At 59.0% G+C, this 20,983-nt stretch carries 17 protein-coding genes; 5 read left to right on the top strand and 12 right to left on the bottom strand.

What is annotated here, in order from left to right; translation table 11 throughout:
• Positions 1 to 9 precede the first annotated feature (9 nt).
• The 5 genes from AC07ZE_RS06020 to AC07ZE_RS06000 all read right to left on the bottom strand — a co-directional run bounded on the left by AC07ZE_RS06020 (position 10) and on the right by AC07ZE_RS06000 (position 3,998).
• The gene (locus AC07ZE_RS06020; RefSeq protein ID WP_207262350.1) at positions 10 to 507 is read right to left on the bottom strand and encodes a GNAT family N-acetyltransferase; all 498 of its coding nucleotides are present in this window, start codon (positions 505 to 507) and stop codon (positions 10 to 12) included.
• Between the two features lie 2 nt (positions 508 to 509).
• Positions 510 to 1,148 (bottom strand): LysE family translocator, encoded by a 639-nt coding sequence (locus tag AC07ZE_RS06015; protein ID WP_095197157.1) that lies wholly within the window; start codon positions 1,146 to 1,148, stop codon positions 510 to 512.
• 22 nt (positions 1,149 to 1,170) lie between these two features.
• Positions 1,171 to 1,605 carry an NUDIX hydrolase gene (locus tag AC07ZE_RS06010; protein WP_207262348.1) on the bottom strand — a complete coding sequence of 145 codons (435 nt, stop codon included), beginning with the start codon at positions 1,603 to 1,605 and terminating at the stop codon, positions 1,171 to 1,173.
• A 77-nt stretch (positions 1,606 to 1,682) separates the two neighbouring features.
• Positions 1,683 to 3,008 (bottom strand): APC family permease, encoded by a 1,326-nt coding sequence (locus AC07ZE_RS06005; RefSeq protein WP_207262346.1) that lies wholly within the window; start codon positions 3,006 to 3,008, stop codon positions 1,683 to 1,685.
• Between the two features lie 168 nt (positions 3,009 to 3,176).
• The gene (locus tag AC07ZE_RS06000; RefSeq protein WP_207262344.1) at positions 3,177 to 3,998 is read right to left on the bottom strand and encodes a carbon-nitrogen hydrolase family protein; all 822 of its coding nucleotides are present in this window, start codon (positions 3,996 to 3,998) and stop codon (positions 3,177 to 3,179) included.
• 119 nt (positions 3,999 to 4,117) lie between these two features.
• Between AC07ZE_RS06000 and AC07ZE_RS05995 the strand changes: the two genes are divergently transcribed.
• The 3 genes from AC07ZE_RS05995 to AC07ZE_RS05985 all read left to right on the top strand — a co-directional run bounded on the left by AC07ZE_RS05995 (position 4,118) and on the right by AC07ZE_RS05985 (position 9,317).
• On the top strand, positions 4,118 to 4,918 hold the full coding sequence (locus tag AC07ZE_RS05995) for a helix-turn-helix transcriptional regulator (protein WP_207262342.1): 801 nt from the start codon (positions 4,118 to 4,120) through the stop codon (positions 4,916 to 4,918).
• Between the two features lie 225 nt (positions 4,919 to 5,143).
• Positions 5,144 to 7,501, top strand: coding sequence for a beta-glucosidase BglX (bglX, locus tag AC07ZE_RS05990; protein ID WP_310650360.1), 2,358 nt, complete (start codon positions 5,144 to 5,146; stop codon positions 7,499 to 7,501).
• Between the two features lie 196 nt (positions 7,502 to 7,697).
• Entirely contained in the window at positions 7,698 to 9,317 is a 1,620-nt protein-coding gene (locus AC07ZE_RS05985) for an FMN-binding glutamate synthase family protein (RefSeq protein WP_207262340.1), read from the top strand.
• A gap of 34 nt (positions 9,318 to 9,351) precedes the next feature.
• Here the strand turns inward: AC07ZE_RS05985 and AC07ZE_RS05980 are convergent, their stop codons facing one another.
• From AC07ZE_RS05980 to AC07ZE_RS05955, 6 genes are all read right to left on the bottom strand, one after another.
• Entirely contained in the window at positions 9,352 to 9,723 is a 372-nt protein-coding gene (locus AC07ZE_RS05980) for a hypothetical protein (protein WP_259331932.1), read from the bottom strand.
• A 101-nt stretch (positions 9,724 to 9,824) separates the two neighbouring features.
• The gene (locus tag AC07ZE_RS05975; protein ID WP_259331931.1) at positions 9,825 to 10,865 is read right to left on the bottom strand and encodes a glycosyltransferase family 39 protein; all 1,041 of its coding nucleotides are present in this window, start codon (positions 10,863 to 10,865) and stop codon (positions 9,825 to 9,827) included.
• A 20-nt stretch (positions 10,866 to 10,885) separates the two neighbouring features.
• The gene (locus AC07ZE_RS05970) at positions 10,886 to 11,272 is read right to left on the bottom strand and encodes a GtrA family protein (RefSeq protein WP_207262338.1); all 387 of its coding nucleotides are present in this window, start codon (positions 11,270 to 11,272) and stop codon (positions 10,886 to 10,888) included.
• Positions 11,273 to 11,422: 150 nt separating this feature from the next.
• A complete protein-coding gene (locus tag AC07ZE_RS05965; RefSeq protein WP_207262330.1) occupies positions 11,423 to 12,931 on the bottom strand; it encodes a glucosyltransferase domain-containing protein in 1,509 nt (502 codons plus the stop codon).
• Between the two features lies 1 nt (position 12,932).
• Positions 12,933 to 13,874: a glycosyltransferase family 2 protein gene (locus AC07ZE_RS05960; protein ID WP_207262328.1), complete on the bottom strand. Its 942-nt coding sequence runs from the start codon at positions 13,872 to 13,874 to the stop codon at positions 12,933 to 12,935.
• Positions 13,871 to 14,245: a GtrA family protein gene (locus tag AC07ZE_RS05955; protein WP_095193713.1), complete on the bottom strand. Its 375-nt coding sequence runs from the start codon at positions 14,243 to 14,245 to the stop codon at positions 13,871 to 13,873. The genes AC07ZE_RS05960 and AC07ZE_RS05955 overlap by 4 nt, the downstream gene beginning before the upstream one ends.
• Positions 14,246 to 14,490: 245 nt before the next feature.
• Here AC07ZE_RS05955 and AC07ZE_RS05950 point away from each other — a divergent pair, with 245 nt between their 5' ends.
• Positions 14,491 to 15,615, top strand: coding sequence for an OpgC family protein (locus AC07ZE_RS05950; protein WP_207262326.1), 1,125 nt, complete (start codon positions 14,491 to 14,493; stop codon positions 15,613 to 15,615).
• Between the two features lie 105 nt (positions 15,616 to 15,720).
• Here the strand turns inward: AC07ZE_RS05950 and AC07ZE_RS05945 are convergent, their stop codons facing one another.
• Positions 15,721 to 17,142 (bottom strand): amino acid permease, encoded by a 1,422-nt coding sequence (locus tag AC07ZE_RS05945; protein WP_207262324.1) that lies wholly within the window; start codon positions 17,140 to 17,142, stop codon positions 15,721 to 15,723.
• 640 nt (positions 17,143 to 17,782) lie between these two features.
• On the opposite strand from AC07ZE_RS05945, the gene AC07ZE_RS05940 reads away from it, so the two are divergent.
• Entirely contained in the window at positions 17,783 to 20,896 is a 3,114-nt protein-coding gene (locus tag AC07ZE_RS05940) for a transglycosylase domain-containing protein (protein WP_207262322.1), read from the top strand.
• Positions 20,897 to 20,983: the final 87 nt, after the last annotated feature.

The following is a 20,983-nucleotide window of genomic DNA, read 5'->3' as shown; positions in this document are numbered from 1 at the left end:
CGGTGATGGTTAGAGCTCGCGCCACATGTGGATCTTGTCGAAATACTCCTCACCCACCCGCACCGCCATCGGTTCCAGGCCGAACTGGATAAACCCATTGCGTCGGTACAGGTTGAACGCCGCATCGTTGCCCGCGGTGACGGTCAACTTGATCAACCGCAATGCCGGGTGCCGGCGCGCTTCGGCCAAAACCGCCTGCACCAGTTGATGGCCCAGCCCCCGCTGGCGCACGTTGGCGGACACGTACATGCCAAACAGCGTCGCCTTGTGCCGGGCCTTTTCCCGGGGTTCGAAGGCCAGCCCGACGATGCCCGCCAGCCGCCCGTCCTCGAACGCGCCGAACACCACATCGAGCTTGCCGGTCAGGCGCGATTCCCACCAACCGAGCGGCATTGAAGCCCGCTCGCGCACGCTGGAGGTGAATGCCTGCGGATGCCGGTCATAGGCTTCAAGCATCAGCGCCCGGTAGTCCAGGGCATGGCTGGCGTCCAGTCGCTGAATCCACATGCTCAGGCCATCCGGCGTTGTTCAAGCATCAGCCTCAGCGCCAGCGCCGACAGCACAAAACCCATGAAATAACGCTGCATCGCCAGCCAGGTCGGGTTGTTGACGAACCACGAAGCTATGCCGGCGGCAAACAGGGCGATCAGCAGATTGACGCTGAAACTGACGCTGATCTGGGTCAGGCCCAGCAGGATGCTTTGGGTGAACACCGAACCGTGTTCAGGGGTGATGAACTGCGGAAATACCGACAGGTAAAACACCGCGATCTTGGGGTTCAGGGCGCTGGTGAGAAAGCCCATGGTGATCAATTTGCGCGACGAATCCGGCGGCAACTGTTGCGCTTCGAACGGCGAACGCGCACCGGGTTTGACCGCCTGCCAGGCCAGCCATAGCAGGTACAACGCACCCGCCCACTTCAGCACTTCATAAGCCATCGGCACCGCCAGGAACACCGCGGTCAAACCGGCAGCGGCGGCGAACAGGTGCACGAAAAACCCGGCGACCACCCCCAGCAACGAAGTCACGCCGGCCTTGCGGCCCTGGCAGATCGAACGGGATATCAGGTAGATCATGTTCGGCCCCGGCGTCAGTACCATCAGCAACGCGGCGGCGGCGAAAATCAACAAGTCTTGCAGCGGGATCATGGCGGGTCCTTTGCTTGAATGATCAGGCGGTCGCGATCAGCGAAGCCCGATAAAACGGCAGGATCAGGTCCCTTGTCAATGGTGCCAGCGTGACGTCGCCGTCGGTGGCCGGATCGATCCAGATCACCTCTTCGATCTCGGCAGCCGGGGTGACGTCTGAATCAATACCCAACAGAAAAATCTCGGCCTTGACCACAAAGCCCGGTTCGTTGGCGGCGGGTGCCGAGAACTGGCCGAGGAAGGTGGCGTGCGCCGGATCGATGACCAGCCCCAGCTCTTCTTCCAGTTCACGGGCCAAAGCGTTAGCCGGTTGTTCATGGGCTTCGATCTTGCCGCCCGGCTGCATGAAGGCCTCGGTGCCGCGCTTGCGCACCAGTAGCGTTCGACCGTCAGGGCCAATCAACAGGGCGGCGGCGATGTGGATAAATCCGGTGGGTTGGGCAGAAAACGTCGACATGAACAAAGGCCTTTGACTCAAAAGCGGCAAGGATCACATGTCCGCCGCTGGTGAGCAAAGGCCTCCTGCACGGGTACTTACGCGGCTTCCTGGAAGTCCATCTCCGGTGGCTGACGACGGAAACCGCCGGTCAACACCGCCAGATACACCACACCAATCGCCAGCCAGCTCAGGCCGAGGTAGATCGCCAGGCGGTCAAGGCTGACCATCAGCCACAGGTCCGCCACCAGGCCGATGAAGGGGAAGATCAGGAACAGCACCCGTTCGCGCAGGCCTTTTTGCTCGCCACCGATCCAGTAATGGAAGATCACCGACAGGTTCACCAGGCTGAAGGCCAGGAACGCGCCGAAGTTGATGAACGAGGTCGAGGTGGTGACGTCGAGTTTCAGCGCCAGCAAGGCCACCACGGCGCAGAGCAGGATGCTGTTGATCGGCGTGCCGAAGCGTTCGTGCAGGGTGCCGAAAAACGATTTCGGCAGCACGCCGTCACGGCCCATGGCGTACAGCAAACGCGAACCGCTGGCCTGGGCCGACAAACCCGAGGCGAACTGGCCGACGATCAGGCCGATCAGGAAGATCGAGACGAACAGGTCGCCGCCGATGTTGCGGGCAATTTCATAGGCCGCCGAATCGACGCTGTCGAACTGGAACGACGGATGGGCGATCTGCACGAAATACGAGACACAGACGAAAATCAGCCCGCCGATCAGGGTGATCAGCATGATCGCCCGGGGAATGGTGCGACGTGGGTCGCGGGTTTCTTCGGTCAGGGTGCTGACCGCGTCAAAACCGAGGAACGAATAACAGGCGATGGCCGCGCCGCTCATGATCAACGGCATTTGCATGTCGCCGTTGAAGAACGGTTTGATCGACCACAGCGGTGTGCTTGCATCGCCGCCAACGTAATGCACACAGAGCGCGACAAAGGCCACCAGCACGAGGAACTGCACCAGCATCAGCAAGGCGTTGATGCCGTTGGCCAGTTTCAGGCCGACGATGTTGATCGCGCTGGTGATGCCAATGAACGCCAGCACCCAGACCCACTGCGGTACCGCCGGGAAAGCGGAGTTCAGGTAAGCGGCACCGATCAGCCAGATCGCCATCGGCAGGAACAGGTAATCGAGCAACACCGCCCAACCGGCGATGAAGCCCAGTTTCGGGCTGATGGCCTTGCGCACATAGCTGTAGGCCGAACCGGCAACCGGGAAGGCCGAGGCCATGCGCCCATAGCTCATGGCGGTGAAGAACATCGCCACCAGCGCCGCGAGATAAGCGGCGGGCACCCTGCCGGCGGTGGATTGGGCGAGAATGCCAAAGGTGCCGAGCACAATGATCGGCGTCATGTAGGCGATGCCGAACAGCACCACCGACCCTAATGACAGGGTGCGTTGCAAACGAGCCATGAGCGACTACTCCGGATGTTATTGGATTTATGGCAGAGCCGAGTTCGGCGCAGGGTTTTCGGGTGTTGCTTTGTTGTTCTTGGATAGGTCAAACAGGTGTGTTGGCTGTTGGGGCCTCTTCGCTGGCAAGCCAGCGATGGCGTCAGCCCGGTCAATACAGAATCCGGATCAACGCGCAGGAATCATCAACTCCCGCAGTCCACTGGCATGCTCAATCAATTCACCGGGCAACTTCAGCCGCTGATCATCCAGGTACCGATAATCCTGGCGCGCCGCCGTCAACCGGCTCAGGTCCAGTTCCACCGCAAACTGCCCCTCCTCACGCCCGGCCTCGAACAGCAGCGTGCCCAGCGGATCCACCAGTGCACTGCCGCCGGCGAACAGCAAACCGCCGTCACCCTCTTGCACCCGGTTGACCATCAGCGCAAACGCCTGGTTTTCCTGGGCGCGGGCCATGATCGCGGTGCGGTGGGTCGGGCCGTAGGGGTCCATGTTGCCGTTGGTCACCAGCAGCAACTCGGCACCCAGCTGCGCCAAGGCGCGGGCGGTTTCCGGGAATTCGATGTCGTAGCAAATCAGCAGGCCGACACGCACGCCGTTCCACAGGCAAGTGGTGTAGCGATCGCCCGCTTCAAAGACGCCGCGATCCGACGCCCACAGGTGCGTCTTGCGATACTTCAGCGCAATGCCTTCGGGGGTGATCAACAGCGTGGTGTTATAGAAACGGCCGTTGTCGCTCTCGGCAGTACCGACGACCACGGCGATGTTGCGTTCACGGGCGGCGGTGACAATCGCGCTGACGGTCGGGCCGTCCAGGGGTTCGGCGACCTCGGCCACCGACTCGGCCGACGGGAAACCCATCAAGTGGCTTTCCGGAAACATGATCAGTTGCGTATCGGCGGCGCAGGCATTGATGGCCGCCAGGGCGCGTTCGAGGTTGTAAGCCGTGTCGTTGTCACGGCCCGCCAATTGGGCGAGTTCGACTTTCATGGGTAGTCCTTGTTCTGAACGCCGGAAAGATTGCCCGGTCGCTGTCTGTGCGCCAGTATGCGCAGCAAGCGGGCGGCCCGGAAATCACGCCGCTGGGGTAACACGATAGGGGTAGATGCATGACACTCTCGTTGGAAGACATCGCCTGGCACCGTTCGGTGGGGCAACTGATCGACGCCCTGGACAAGCCCAACTTCTGGACGCAGCTTGTCCGATTGCTGGATCAATACGTGCCCTGCGACAGTTGGGTCGCGCTGCTGTTCAGCGCCGACCAGCACCCGCAAGTGTTCGCCGAATGCCCGGGCATTGACGGCAGCCCCGACCAGTTGTTCCAGGATTATCTGCGCGGGTTGTACCTGCTCGATCCGTTCTACATCGCCTGCCGCGAGCAGTCGCGCACGGGTTTATATCGTTTATCGGAAGTGGCGCCGGAGCATTTCGAACTCACCGAGTACTATCAACGATACTTTCGTGTGAATGTCGTGGCCGACGAAATCCAGTTTAATTGCCAGCTTGAAGGCGACCGCACGCTGTGCCTGTCCCTGGGCAGCAAGCAGCGTTTCAGCGCGCAGCAGATTGCCTTGCTGTCGCTGATTGCGCCGTGGGTGCTGGGCCTGCTGCGCCAGCGCCTGCCGTACGAGATCAACGAAGTGGTGGCCTTGGCGCCTGCCCCGGTACAAGGCGACTGGCGGGTACAACTGGAAGCCTCGGTGCAGCAACTCAAGGGCGCGCAATTGACCGCCCGGGAGCTGGATGTCGGGCGCCTGATGCTCAGTGGCTGCTCCAGCAAGGAGATCGCGCGCAAACTGGAGATCTCGATAGAAACCGTGAAAGTCCATAAGAAACACATGTACAGCAAGCTGGGGATCAAGTCCCAGTCCGAGCTGTTTTCGATTTTTCTCCAGGCACAAAATGCCTGACGGGCGACATCCGGTCACCCTACCGTTCATCTAACACGCGCAAAACCTGTTACTTCTGACAGTAGAAATCACCGCCCCCCCTCATGAACAATCAACGACACGGGTTGAACGCTCCACCACGATTTCCTGTGGTTGTATTCAGCCCTGCCTGGAGGCCGGGCACGCTCTGAAGTTACCCGCTCTGGGGTTCGAACCCTCAATGGCTCCATCATGCAGGACGCAGCGGTGTCATCCATTCTGCCCAACCTCAGCGATATCAGGACTCTTGATATCTGCCGCTACATTACATTCGCCATCATCGCAACCAGCCCCCCAATGGAAGCAGGTCAGGTTCATTCAGCCATTGACCCCGTCGGTGCTGACCGGGTCGAGCATCTGCTCAGACAAATGACACCGGAAGAGAAGGCAGGCCAGCTCACGCTGTGGCCGAGGTATAACAAATCCAACCCCATCAGAAACAATAAAGGGGATGACGATTATGTCCCGCCGGAAACCGGCGCCGTCATCGGGACCTACGGCGCCGAAGCTACGCGTCAATTGCAAGACAGGATTATTAAAGAGTCGCGTCTGCACATTCCGCTATTGTTTTCATATGACATGGTGCATGGCTTTCGCACTGTCTTCCCGATTCCACTTGCCGAAGCCGCGAGCTGGGATCCGGACCTGGCACAACGCACAACCCGTGCTGCCGCCGCGGAAGCTACAGCCAGTGGATTGCGCTGGACTTTGGCACCCATGGTCGATATTGCGCGTGATCCACGCTGGGGAAGGGTGACGGAAGGTGCGGGCGAAGATCCCTTCCTGGCTTCGGCACTGGCGGCAGCGCGCATTCGCGGCCTCCATGGCCTCGATGAAGAATCGGCACCGATGATGCTCGCCACCGCCAAGCATTTTGTAGCTTATGGAGCAGCAGAGGGCGGGCGTGACTACAACACAGTCGATATCTCGGAGCGCACGCTGCACGAAACCTATCTGCCGCCGTTTCGCGCCGCGGTGGAAGCTGGCGTCGATGCGATAATGGCGGGCTTCAACGAGATATCCGGAACACCGATGCACGCCAGTCAACCGCTAATCGAAGGGGTGCTTCGCCGCCAATGGGGTTTCGACGGTATTGTCATCAGCGACTACACCGGCGTGGTGGAATTGATGGAGCATGGCGCCGCAGCCCTGCCGGCAACTGCCGTCCAATTGGCGATGAAGGCTACGGTGGACGTAGACCTGGCTGGCGGCATCTTCGCGAAGAACCTGCCGATGTTGATAAAAAACGGTGAAGTGTCCCAGCGCTCGCTGGACGATGCTGTTCGACGCATACTCCAGGCAAAACAAAAACTGGGCCTCTTCGACGATCCTTTTCGCTACATTGATCCCGCTCCGGAACAAGCTCCGACTATCACACCCGACAATCGCGCCCTGGCACGGGCAGCCGCACAAAAATCCATCGTTCTTCTGAAAAACGAGGGAGGGCTGTTGCCTTTGAGCAAAAACATCCAACGGCTCGTTGTAGTGGGTGCACTGGCTACCGATTCGACGTCCTCGCTTGGTTCTTTCCCGGGCATCGGACGCGTTGATGAGACGATTACCGTACTGGAAGGTATAGAGCGGGCGGTATCACCAGACACCTATCTTGTTTATGTATCTGGAGCCTCTCCCGACAGCAATGACATTTCGGGAATCGACAAAGCAGTCATTGCCGCCCAGGCTGCCGACGTCACGATCGCCGTGCTCGGCGAGAGTTCGGACATGAGCGGCGAAGCAAACAGCCGCGCATTTCTGGGTCTGGCCGGAGCCCAGGAAACGCTCTTGACACGTTTAATCGAAACGGGAAAACCCTTGGTTGTCATCCTCATGAACGGTCGTCCACTGACGGTTCCGACACTGGACGAGCAGGTCCCGGCCATACTCGAAGCCTGGTTTCTGGGTTCCGAGATGGGCAATGGTGTGGCCGACGTATTATTCGGCGATGTGAATCCAAGCGGCAAACTCCCTGTTACTTTCCCCCGGTCGGTAGGTCAAGTGCCCATTTATTATGGGCACAAGAAGACTGGTCGCGCACCGAGAGCAGATTCATTTTTTACCTCGAAGTACATTGATCAACCCTGGACGCCCCTTTATCCATTCGGCTTTGGCCTGAGCTACACAACCTTTGCCTACGACAAACCGAAACTCAGTAAAACAGAACTGACATCCAGTGAAACCCTGTCGATAGACGTGACGGTCCACAACACCGGCCAGCGAGAGGGAGAGGAAGTTGTTCAGCTGTATTTGCGCGACGATGTCGCCAGTGTGACTCGCCCGGTACGCAGCTTGCGCGGGTTTACACGGGTAAGCCTGCAGCCGGGTGAAGCAGGCACCGTGCGTTTTATGCTTGATAAGGAAGACTTTGCCCTGTTGGACAAGGATTTTGTCCGAGTCATCGAGCCGGGAACGTTCACGGTGTTCGCTGGAGGCAGTTCCACCACTGAGAATCAGGCGCGCTTCAAGGTCAAAACAGGCGAACGGCTGCAAGGTTTCGGTTCGGCCATACCGCGTCTGCCACTAGTGTTTTCAACGAAGGACGAGAGGCTTGTATCGGGCGAGGACTGAGATCACGCCTTGTTCACGGTTTACCGACGAGCGCAGAATGCCTGGTGCAACACCTATTTGCAGAAACAAAGCTTGCTCGTGATTGTGATCATTCAATCAAAAATCTATTGCCTGACACGGCGCAATCGCGAGCAAGCTTTGCTCCTTCATAAAAGGGTGTGCCGAGTAAATTTGAGTCCGAATCCAAGGAAACCGTATGAGCCTGTCACTCCTGAGCCGCTACGCCTTCTTTGCCGTCTGCGTGATATTCACCCTCGCCAGCCTGCCTTTCCTCGAACACGACTGGCTCTGGCCAATCACCGCCATCACCGGCGTGCTCAGTCTGATCGGCATAGGCGACTTGCTGCAAAGCCCCCATGCGGTCCGTCGTAATTACCCGATCCTCGGCAACATCCGCTACCTGGTCGAAGGTATTCGCCCGGAAATTCGCCAGTACCTGCTCGAATCCGACAGCGATGCCCTGCCCTTTTCCCGGGCTCAGCGCTCGCTGGTCTATTCCCGAGCCAAGAATGAAAGCGCCGACAAGCCCTTCGGTACCTTGATCGATGTCTATCAATCGGGCTTCGAATTTATCGGCCACTCCATGCGCCCGGCACCCTTGAGTGACCCCAGCGGTTTCCGGGTCACGGTCGGCGGCCCGCAATGCACCCAGCCGTACTCCGCCTCGGTGTTCAACATCTCGGCCATGAGCTTCGGCTCGCTCAGCGCCAACGCCATCCGTGCGTTGAACCAGGGCGCCAAACTCGGCAACTTCGCCCACGACACCGGCGAAGGCAGCATCAGCCCTTATCACCGTGAACACGGTGGCGACCTGACCTGGGAACTGGGCAGCGGCTATTTCGGCTGCCGCACCGCCGACGGCCGCTTCGACCCGGAACGCTTCGCCGCGCAGGCGCAAACCCCGCAAGTGCGGATGATCGAAATCAAGATGAGCCAGGGTGCCAAGCCTGGTCATGGTGGCATCCTGCCCAAGCACAAGGTCACCCAGGAAATCGCCGACACCCGCGGCATCAACATGGGCGAGGACTGCATCTCACCGTCACGCCATAGCGCATTTTCCACGCCGATCGAGATGATGCATTTCATCCAGCAGCTGCGTGAGTTGTCCGGCGGTAAACCGGTAGGCTTCAAGTTCTGCCTCGGTCATCCGTGGGAGTTCATGGGCATCGCCAAGGCCATGCTGGAAACCGGTATTCTCCCGGACTTCATCGTGATCGACGGCAAGGAAGGCGGCACCGGTGCCGCGCCCGTGGAGTTCACCGACCACATCGGCGTGCCGATGCGCGAAGGGTTGCTGTTCGTGCACAACACCCTGGTGGGCCTGAATCTGCGGGACAAAATCAAACTCGGCGCCAGCGGCAAGATCGTCAGCGCCTTCGACATCGCCAGCGTCCTGGCCATCGGTGCCGACTGGGCCAACTCGGCGCGCGGCTTCATGTTCGCCATCGGTTGCATCCAGTCGCAGAGCTGCCACACCAACAAATGCCCGACCGGCGTCGCCACCCAGGACACCCTGCGCCAGCGCGCGCTGGTGGTGCCGGACAAGGCCCAGCGCGTCTACAACTTCCACCGCAACACCCTCAAGGGCCTGGCGGAAATGCTGGCGGCCGCCGGCCTTGAACACCCCTCTCAGTTATCGGCCAAGCACCTGGTGCGGCGCATGTCGGCAACCGAGATCAAACTGTTCTCGCAACTGCACGTGTTCCTCAAGCCTGGAGAGTTGCTGACCGGGGAAGTGAATGGCGAGTTCTACTCGCGGATGTGGCAGATGGCGCGGGCGGACAGTTTCGAACCCCATGAGATAGCAGCGGCATAACCCAAGGTTTCGGCGCTGAAGGTTCGAGTTGACCTCAGCGCTCGCCTTTCAAAATGTAGAGGCGTGCCTCAATGTCTACGCCCCTCAATGTCAGCGCATGCTTCCACTGTTTGGGGACATTTTCGAACCAGGGTTTGAAGGTCACCCACCACACTCGTTCGGAGCTGAATTTCACAGTGGAGACATCCTTGAAGAACACACCGTCATCCCGAGGAGGAACCAGCAACCAACCACCGTACTCAAAGGGTCCGTTATCATGGACAGGTGTCAACGGGTCAATGTAGAGCCTGGGTTTAATGCCTGTGGTGTTGTAGTAACTGTACGGCAAATACCTGAACAAGCCGTCTACAACGATGTCATCACCAGGCTCGGCGAGTCGGTTGACGCGTTCCGCGACGCTGTCCATCCCCACTTTACCCTCCTGCACATACAACCTGCGCAATCCTTGTACCTCTCCCGCGACGCACACGCTTAAACAGATGCACACAATGAACACGTGGCGCCGGATCAATCGGTCCAACGCCCCCCGACGACCATAGGTAAACCGGCCGCAGCAAATACCAGGTATCGGCCATAGAAAACCGGAACCGCCAATGACAACAAAAACACCCTGATCACGGGTATGTAGAAGTAATGAACAATCAGGAGGCGAGAGCGTCGATCATGATCTCCCTTCCATAACACCATCGCGCAAAAGACAATCATCAACATCGAGATGCTTAGCGCCCCTCTCAACCCGCCGTCCGTCGCCGATAGCATCACTGTGTATTGCGAGACAAGACCCGGCAACATGTCCAACGTGGTGGGCTCTATCCATTCAAGTCCTTTCCTGTGCCATGCCTGACGAATGAAATGCGGCAACCATGGCGAAAACAGCGCGACAATCACGGCATTGGCCATCAGCCATTTGCGGACAGGCAACAACGCAGAATCGCCACTCCCCAGTCCCGGCCAATACAGCCAATGCACCAGTACGCACAGTGCCGCAAAGTAGTGGGTGTAAAAAGCCGCCGTCATCAGCAGTACGTATATCACTGGGTAGCGTTTCAATCTCGGTTGCCGGCCCCAACAGACCAACGCCACCGTGGCCCCCATCAGCCAAAAGCCGAGCAAGGCATACATACGCACTTCCTGGCTGTAGCGAACCGATATCGGCAGCAACGCCAGCAATACACCCGCAAAACAAGCCGCTCTGCGCGTGGCGATCAGACTCATCAGCTTGGTACAGAGCAACAGTGTGCCGACATCGGCCAGCGCACTCAGGCTCCGTGCAGACAGCGCACTATTACCCAACACCTTCATCCAGAAATGCAGGATCACGTAATAAAGCGGCGGATGAACATCGCCCGCCGTAGTGGACCAGATCAGTGCTGGAGAACGCTCGCTCAGCAGCAGGCTGTAAGCTTCGTCATACCAGATCACCGGTATGGAGATGCCGTGGAATCGTACGATCAGGGCCAGCGTGATCAGGACGAGGATATCCAGGCGGTACAAGGACAGGTACCGCAGTCGCACGTGTACATCGGCCAGGCGTTCCGTCGCATTCATACGATCCTCTTCAGCGAAAGTCACTCGTCAGCGCTATTGACGATGTCCTTGCACACGACAAACACCGCGAAAAAAAAGCCGCAAAACAGGCTTAGCAATGAAAACGATGCAACGGTCACCCACCCGTGCAATCGCCAGATGTCAGCAACGTGCCCTGCGGCAAAACTCAATAAAGCCATGACGCCTAAAAACAGCAGATAGCGGAACAATGAAGCCCGTCCATCGAACGTAAAGAGCGCATTCATGTAGAAAGCAAAAGAGGCGGCAACGCAAAACGCTGCCAAGTTGCTGACAGCTTGGCTGAGCTGCGCAGCAGTGAAGAGCACAAAAAAGATCTGCCAATGAACAAACGTATTGATGGCGCCGACGGCCGCGTAACTACCGAATTTTTTCCATCGTGCATTCATGCCGGCTCCTTAAAACGCTCCTGTTTCAGGCGCCTTCAAACTAGAACCCCGTATCAGCTTGCGTCTACTGTCACAAATACCAGGCTATTCATCATTCTGACGAATGACCGTTCTATAAATGCGCAGTCGTCAGGGTCGAAATGCTGCGCTTCACCAACGAAGCGATTTGATCGGGGCCGGTTCTTTCATGACGATGAAACCGTAATCACCCAGCAAGTAAATCCGGTAGTAAGGGCTCTCCACCACCGGCGAATATTTCTGATAACCCACCCGCGTTGCATTGCGCCGATCCCGCTCCGCGACCACGTTGGTGATGCCCACTTTGGGCAGGTTTTCCGCCAGCATGTAGAAGTCGGTGTTCAGCAGATAGTGCAGTACCGGCAGCTGCTTGAACGAACCGGCGGCCCCGAGTAACCAGTAATCGGAATAGGTCACTGACATGTAAATACGCTTGGCTTCGCGCAAGGCGCGATGGCTGCTGATATCGCGCTCAAGGCTGAAGAGCGCGCTGGTGGCGAAGGTCTTCTGCACCGTCAGCACCCGGCCGTAGGCAAACGACAACGACAGCATCGCCAACAGCGGCACCAGCAACAGCAGCGGCAATCGTTCATGCACCGACGCCAGCGCCAGATGGCTCAAATAGAACAGCAGCACCAGCAGCACCGCAAATCCCATCAGGGTCCGGGCGCCTTCGTTGAAGTCGCGAAAGATCAACGCCACCCCCGACACCAACAGCAACACCAGCGGTACTGTCAGCACGCACAGCAGGCCGATCGACAACCGCTTCGGCACACTCTCCTTGCGCCCGACGATGTTCTTTCCCAACAGAACTGCCCCGGCAATGGCGCAAAACAGCAACACGGCGAACACCCAGATAAATCCGCCATGAAACAGCAGCATGACTTTTTCCAGCACCCGGCCGATATTGACATCGATTTGCAGCAACGGATGCGCCGACCCGTTGAGCAGCAACGTACGATTCTGGCCCAGGAACGGATAGGCCGTGGCGCAGTAAATCAGCCACCCCAGCAGCACCTGGGCAAGCTTCCAGCCGATCAAGGCGCCCCACTCAGGCCAGGGCACTTTTTCGTCGGCAGCCCTGAGCAACTCCAGACAACACAGCCCGAGAAACACATTCAGGCTGATCTGATACAACCCCAGCGCCAGCGCAATCAGAAACGAAGGCACCAGCCATTGCACGCTGCGCGAAGAATGCCGAAACGTTATGGCGTAGATCACCGCCACCAGGCTCAGGGCCATGGGCGCACCATCGTATTGATAGGACAGGTTTTGCAGGAAGAACGGGTTGTACCAGAGCGGCAACAGCACCAGGCAACAAGCGATGGTCGGCTGACGAAAATAATGAAACGTCAGGCTGGTCAGTGCCGAGGACATGGCCACGATGGCGATCAACAACGGCAACGGAAAGATATTCGGTGCCGCATCGGTGAAGGTCAGCGCGTTGTAGAACAACTGGGTGAACAACCGCCCCTGCTCCGCCCAGGCCATGCCGGCCGAGAGCGAACGCCAGTTGTCGTCGATGTAGGGGTAGTCCGCGAGAATCAGCGGCACGACATACACAAAGGTCGCCAGCAGAAAAAACAGCCAGACCTGACGGCGTCCCAGCTCCTTGACGAAAAAACCGCTGAACCTGCCCATGCTAAGGCTCACGTCGCGGTTTGCCGCCGACAATGTCTTTGACCACGTAGCGCGGCCGGTGCTTGGCCTCTATGTAGATCCGCCCGATGTACTCCCCCAGGATGCCGATCCCGATCAGTTGCACGCCGCCGAGAAACAGAATGGCGGTCATCAATGAAGGGTAACCGGGCACACTGTTGCCGTTGAAAATCTTGTCCAGCACCATGTACACCGCATACAGCACGGCGAAAATCGAGATCCCGCCACCGACATAGGTCCACAAGCGCAACGGCACGGTACTGAATGACGTCACGCCCTCCAGCGCCAGGTTCCACAGTTTCCAGACGTTGAATTTGCTTTTCCCCGCAACGCGCCGGGCTCGCTCGTACTCCACCACCACCGTGTTGAACCCGGCCCAGGACAACACGCCTTTCATGAACAATTGATGCTCGGGCAGGGTGCGGATCACATCGACCACCTTGCGGTCCATGAGGCGGAAGTCCCCGACGTTCTCTTCGATCCGGGTGTAGGAAATGCGATTCAACAGGTGGTAGAACAACGAGGCGCTGTGGCGTTTCAGGTAGCTGTCGGCATGACGGTCCTTGCGTTTGGCCAATACCACATCCGCACCGTTACGCCATTGTTCGATCAGTCGCGGGATCACGCTGATCGGGTCCTGCAGGTCGACATCCATCGGAATCACCGCGTCGCCGGTGGCGTACTCCAGACCGGCAAACAGCGCCGGCTCCTTGCCGAAGTTGCGGGAAAAATTGATCAGCATGACCTGATCGTCCGCTTGCGCCAGGGCCGTGGCGCGCTCTGCCGTCAGGTCGGTGCTGCCGTCGTTGATGAAGACGATTTCCACGTCGCCATCGTCGAGTTTCAGCTCTCGTCGCACGGCCTGATAAAACACATCGATCGCCTGTTCTTCGTTGAACACCGGAACGATGAGCGAGATCTTCATGTATTGCGCTCGCGAAAGACCACGTACTTGGAAAACAGGAAACCCAATACCAGACTCAACGCCGAAAACAACGCCACGGTCAGCAATCCGTGCAACCGCCACAAGTCACCGGCATGGCCAACGCCATAGCTCAACGCCCCCATCGCCGCCATGAACAACAGATAGCCGCCGACCGACGCCTTGCTGTCAAAGGTGTAGAGCGCATTCATGTAGAAAGAAAACGAGGCGGCAACGCAAAACGCCGCCAGATTGCTGACAGCCTGCCGCAGACCCGCTGCGACGCTCAGCAGGAAAAAGATCTGCCAGTGAATGAGGGTGTTGGCGACCCCGATCACCGTGTAACTGGAAAAGCCTCTCCACAACCGTCTCATGCTGACGATCCTGTGCTGGACGACGTTGTACTTCCCCATAAGTATTTGAGCTCGTCTACTGTCAGAAATCGCAGGCATGAGCACCTTTCAGACCAGCGGTTAAACGCCCCTTCAACATCCCGTAATACCCCGCCTTTGCAATTACCGGCGAATCGGGCCACCCTGCGCGCCGCCGATGTGCGGCGGGCAACCTGGCGCGCCTTCGGTTACTCCTTTGTTCAACACCTGTTTACGAGCTTGCCGTCATGACGATAGCGCGCGATCACCGGATCGATTTTTTTCGCGGCCTGGCACTGATCTTCATTTTCTGGGATCACGTGCCCCACAACCCTTTGGGTCAAATCACCCTGCGCAACTTCGGCTTCAGCGATGCCGCCGAAGTCTTCGTGTTCCTGGCCGGCTACGCGGCCGTGCTGGCCTACGGCAAAGTGCTGGCCCGGGAAGGTTTTCTGATCGCCTGCGTGAAAATCCTGCGGCGTGCATGGGTGCTGTATGTGGTGCACATCTTCCTGTTGGCGATGCTGATGGGCATCGTGTTCTTCGCCAACAGCCACGTGGAAACCCGCGACCTGGTGGAGGAAATGGGCATGCATCACTTCATCAGCGACCCTCAACAGGCGTTGATCGATGAATTGCTGCTGCGCTTCAAGCCGAACCTGATGGACCCGCTGCCGCTGTACATCGTGCTGCTGGCCGGGTTGCCGCTGGTGTTGCCGATGCTGGTGCGCAAGCCTTGGGTGGTGGTGGCGATGTCGCTGGCGGTGTACCTGATGGTGCCGTTGTTTGGCTGGAACCTGGCTGCGATCAAGGATGGCGTGTGGTACTTCAACCCGGTCGCCTGGCAGCTGCTGTTTGTGTTGGGCGGTGCCGCCGCGATTCATGCTCAGCGCCCGCGCCTGCCTGACACTCGATCGTTACTGCGCCAGCCATTATTCATGACCGCGGCGGTGTACGTCGTCGTTGCCGGGGTGTTGACCGTTGCGTGGCGCTGGCCGCAAATCCACGACGCGCTGATGCCGGCCAGCCTGAGCAATCTGCTGTACCCGATCAGCAAGACCAACCTGTCGCCCGTGCGCCTGCTGCACTTCCTGGCGCTGGCCTACGTCACGGCGAAACTGCTGCCCGATACCGGCTGGACGCAAAACTGGCTGGCACGGCAAAGCTGTCGCATGGGTCGCTTCTCATTGGAGATTTTCTGCCTGGGCGTGCTGCTGGCGCCGCTGGCGGACATGCTCAATGCCCTGACCGACGATGCCTTTGCCATGCAGATCTTTACTGCGTTGGCAGGCGCCGGGTTGATGGCGTTGCTGGGGGCGTGGCTGGAGTTCAACAAACGGTTGAATCGACCCTTGCAGAGCGCGCCCGCCTGAAATTGCAGGAGCGAGCTTGCTCGCGATGGTCGTTAACGATGACGCGTATTTACTGACTAAACGCGGCGCTCTTGAGTCCATCGCGAGCAAGCTCGCTCCTACGGTTCAAGAAACCGTACGAACCGCGCCTTGCGGCAAGTTGGTCGGCTGCAGCTTGAACACATAGAACAACACCGTCAGCAGCACCAGGAATGCCGGGCCGACATACAGCGCCACACGGGTATCCGGGAAGTACGCCATCAGGCCAACCACCAGCACCAGAAACGCCAACGCCAGATACGAGCTGAGCGGGTACAGCCACATGCGGTATTTCAGGCCTGCGCGCTCACTGGCGGTCAAACCTTTGCGGAACTTGAGCTGGGCCAGCAGGATCATCACCCAGGTCCAGATCGCCCCGAAGGTGGCAATCGCCGTCACCCAGACGAAGACTTTCTCGGGCACCAGGTAGTTGAGCAACACGCCCAGCAACAAGGCGCCGATTGACAGCAACAACGCGCGACGCGGCACGCCGTTGCTCGAGGTTTTGGCGAAGCCTGCCGGGGCCTGGCCATTCTGCGCCAGGCTGTAGAGCATGCGCCCGGTGCTGAAGATGCCGCCGTTGCACGACGACAGTGCCGCGGTGATCACCACGAAGTTGATGATGCCAGCGGCAGTCTTGATGCCCAGGCGCTCGAAGGTCATCACGAACGGACTGCCCTGGGTGCCGATTTCGTTCCACGGGTAGATCGACAGGATGACGAACAACGCACCGACGTAGAACAGCAGAATCCGCCAGAACACCGAGCCGATCGCATTGGGAATGGTTTTCTGCGGGTTCTTCGCTTCGCCGGCGGTCAGGCCGATCATCTCGACACCGAGATAAGCGAACATGACCATCTGCAGGGACATCAACACGCCTTGCACACCGTTAGGCATGAAGCCGCCGTGGGTCCAGAGGTTGGAAATCCCCAATGCCACACCGTCGTTACCGAAACCAAAGGCAATGATGCCGATACCGCCCAACACCATGGCAATGATGGTGACGATCTTGATCAGGGCGAACCAGAATTCAAACTCACCAAAGGCCTTGACCGCGATCAGGTTGATCGAACCCATGCTGACCAACGCGGCGAGCGCCCAGATCCAGCGCGGTACATCGGGAAACCAGACGCCCATGTACACCGCCACGGCAGTGATCTCCGCGACACAGGTCACCAGCCACAAAAACCAGTAATTCCAACCCGTCAGGAAACCCGCCAGCGGGCCGAGATAGTCCTGGGCATAACGGCTGAACGATCCGGCAACCGGGTTGTGCACGGCCATCTCGCCGAGGGCGCGCATGATCACCAGGATCGCCAGACCGCCGATGATGTAGGAGAGCATGATGGCCGGGCCAGCCATTTCAATGGCCTTGGCCGAACCCAGAAACAGGCCGACACCGATACAGGCACCGAGCGCCATCAGGCGGATATGCCGTTCACCGAGTTCGCGTTTGAGCGGGCCGCCCTGAGCGGTCTCGCCATGGGGCAAGTGATTGCCTGTTGGCATAGGGGTACAACCTCGTCTTGTTATTGGATATGACCACCGAGTGTTGAAGCGCCGGCTGATAAGCCATGGCTTCCCGTAACCGGTCCGACTTCGTGGGTAGAACCGTCTGGCAGGAGGGAACCTGCGAGATCAGCGGGGGGTGCAGTATAAAAAGCTCGCAGCAGATATTTTCACTCTATAAACCACAAAATTCAGGCGTACTTCTCGACAAAAGCGCAATTTACGGAGATAGATTGACTGGATTTTGTAGGATTTTCTGCTATTCAAAGCGGCGCCGAGTATTGCACGGTATTGGTGCGGCGTCATTCGCGCCGTTTGGCAGCGGTTTACCCGTCGACATGTCTAGCTCAGCCGTTTCAGAGCAACTCACTCCATAATGGTGACGAAATCCCCTGTGGCGAGGGATTCATCCCCGTTCGACTGCCAAGCAGCCGAACGGGGCGGTGCGACGTTTCGCTAAATCCCCTCGCCACAGATGAATCCACCTATACAGGTAGCCCGCCGCCTCTCCCTCCATCCTGCCAGCCACCGATCAAAGTGGATCCACGATGATTGGGCCTTCACAATTTTTTCACCATCGCCAACCACCGACTAAGCTTCAGACAAGTCCGATCAATCTGCGTGAATGGATCAGTCGACTATGGGCGCTTTATGGCAAACCGATTCGAGTAAAACTGTGGTCCCGACTGAACGAGTGGATGAAGAAGCGCCTTTACCTGAAAAACCCCGCCGTAGCCGACACGGCTGGAAGGCTTTCTGGTTGTTGCTGCTGATTATTGCGGTCGTCGTGGGTCTGGCGGCGTCCAAGGAGATGCGCACCTCCCGATTTCAGGCCCGGGAAATCAGCAAGTTTGCCAAAACCTTGAGTTATGAACTCAAACCCGGCCCCAGCGATGCGATTCACTACCCCGGCGCCGGGCCGTTCGATCTGCGCCTGGGCTACAGCTCCCTGGGCGAGTTCCTGCCGCGCTTGCTCAAGCGTGATTACGTGATTTCCGCCCAGACCCGCTTTTCCCCGGCGCTGATGAACTACACCGACAAGGGCTTGTTCGTGCCCTATGCGGAAAAGATCCAGGCCGGTTTGTCGATCACCGATTGCAAGGCGGCGCCGCTGTACCAGTTCAACTACCCGCAACAGCTCTATTCCAGCTTCGAGTCGATCCCGCCAGTGGTGGTCAACAGCTTGCTGTTCATCGAAAACCGCTTCCTGCTCGACCCGCACCAGCCCCTGGCCAACCCGGCGGTGGACTGGCCGCGGTTCGGCATGGCGGCCTATACCCAGGTTGCCAAGATGTTGCACCTGCCCGGCCAGTCGGCGGGCGGCAGCACCCTGGCGACGCAGCTTGAGAAGTACCGGCACTCGCCCGATGGCTTGACAGCGTCGGGTGGAGAGAAAATCCGCCAGATGATTTCCGCCAGCGTACGCGCCTATCAGGAAGGGCCGGAAACCCTCAAGGCCCGGCAGAATGTGGTACGCGATTACCTCAACAGCGTGCCTCTGTCGGCGGTGCCGGGTCACGGCGAAGTGCACGGCATGGCCGAAGGCTTGCGCGTCTGGTACGGCGCCGACTTCAACAAGGCCAATGAACGCCTGGCCAGCAACGCGACAGATCCACAGAGCCTGGCGGAAAAAGGCCTGGCCCTGCGCGAAATGTTGTCATTGATGATCGCCCAGCGCCGCCCTTCCCATTACCTGACCAAGGGTCGCGAGGAACTGGCCACTCTTACCGACAGCCATATCCGCCTGCTGGCGCAGAACGGCGTGATAGACAGACCTTTCGCCGATGCGGCACTGGCCAGCAAGGTCACGTATCGAGACTGGTTGACCCAGCCGACTATTCAACCGATCGAAACCAACAAGGGCATCAGCGTGGCACGCAGTCGCCTGGCCGGGTTACTCAACCGCCCGCTGTACGACCTCGACCGCCTCGACCTCTCGGCCACCAGCACCCTGCAGGGTGACCTGCAAACCCAAGCCACCGCATACCTCAAGCGCCTGGCCGATCCGGCCTTTGCAACAGAGATCGGCCTGATGGGCGAGCGCTTGCTGACCCCCACCAGTACCACCCAGGTGCGTTACAGCTTCACCCTTTTCGAGCTGACCCCGGACGGCTCGCGGGTTCGGGTGCAGACCGACAGCACCGATCAGCCGTTCGACATCAATGAAGGCAGCAAGCTGGAATTGGGCTCCACGGCGAAAATGCGCGTGCTCACCACCTACCTGCAAATCATTGCCGAAATACACGACAAATATGCCGGCATGACCGTTCCGGAATTGAAGAAAGTCGAGGTGCCGGAGCAGGATCGCCTGAGCCGCTGGGTCGTCGATTATCTGATCCAGAACAAAGACCGCAGCCTGCCGCCCCTGCTCGACGCCGCGCTGGACCGCAAGTATTCCGCCAGCCCAGGCGAAGCATTTTTCACCGGCGGTGGTCTGCACACGTTCAATAACTTCCGCAAGGAAGACAACGGCCGCTTGCCGACCCTGCGCGATGCCATTCGGGAGTCGATCAACCTGCCGTTCATTCGCCTGATGCGTGACCTGGTGCGCTACACCACCTACTCAGGCCCCAACAGCAGCGCCGAACTGCTCAAGGACGACCGCGATCCACGGCGTCAGGAATACCTGGCCTCCTTCGCCGACCGCGAGGGTACGTCGTTCCTGCTGAAGTTCTGGAAGAAGTACAAAAACAAGGACACCCAGGCGCGGCTCGAAACCTTCCTCGATGGCATGCGCCCGACGCCGATCCGCATGGCCGCCGTGCACCGTTACTTGCTGCCGCAAGCCAGTCAGCAAAGCTTCAACACCTTCGTGCGCTCGCACCTCTCGGGGACCAAGCTCACTGAAAAACTCACCGACGAACGCCTTGAACGACTCTATCTGGCCTACGGCCCCGGCACCTACGACCTGCCGGACCAGGGCTTCATCGCCAAGGTGCACCCGCTGGACCTGTGGATGATGGGCTACCTGCTCAACCACCCGGATGCCACGTTCAAGGACATCGTCAAGGCGAGCCAGTTCGAGCGCCAGGAAGTCTACAGCTGGCTGTTCAAGAGCCGGCACAAGGGCGCCCGCGACAACCGCATCCGCACCATGCTGGAGATCGAGGCGTTTCTCGACATTCACCAGCGCTGGCAGAAAGTCGGCTACCCGTTCGACCATCTGGTGCCGTCGCTGGCCACCGCCATCGGCAGCTCCGGCGACCGCCCCGCCGCCCTGGCCGAGCTCATCGGCACCATTCTCAACGACGGCGTACGCATGCCGACGCTGCGTATCGACAGCCTGCACTTCGCGGCCAACACGCCGTATGAAACCAAACTGATCAATGACCCGGATGTGGGCAAACGGGTGATGCCGTCCGAGGTCGCCACGGCCTTGCGCGAGGCCCTGTCCCAGGTGGTGGATGCCGGTACCGCCAGGCGGGTGGCCGGGACTTTCACTACGCCAGATGGCAAAACCCTGGCCATGGGCGGCAAGACCGGCACCGGCGATAACCGCATCGAAGCGGTCGGCTCGGGCGGACGCATTCTGAGTTCAAAATCGATCAACCGCACCGCCACCTTTGTGTTCTACATCGGCGATACCCACTTCGGCACCCTCACCGCCTTCGTGCCAGGGCGGAGCGCCGAGAGTTTCACCTTCACTTCCGCACTGCCCGTGCAAGTGCTCAAGGGCATGGCACCGATTCTCAACCCCTACCTGCAACCAGGTACTCACACGCAGTGCCTGCCGATTGAAATGGTGCGACGCTGAGGATGCTGCCCGCAAGGGCAGCCCCATAGCGTTATCAGGCCGCTCGTGGGCCATAACTATTTATCGTTTATATTCAAAATCAAAAGC

The organism is Pseudomonas sp. GW101-3H06, assembly GCF_059424605.1.
Note: the sequence above shows the minus strand (reverse complement) of the source record. Positions and strands in the feature narration are given on the sequence as shown.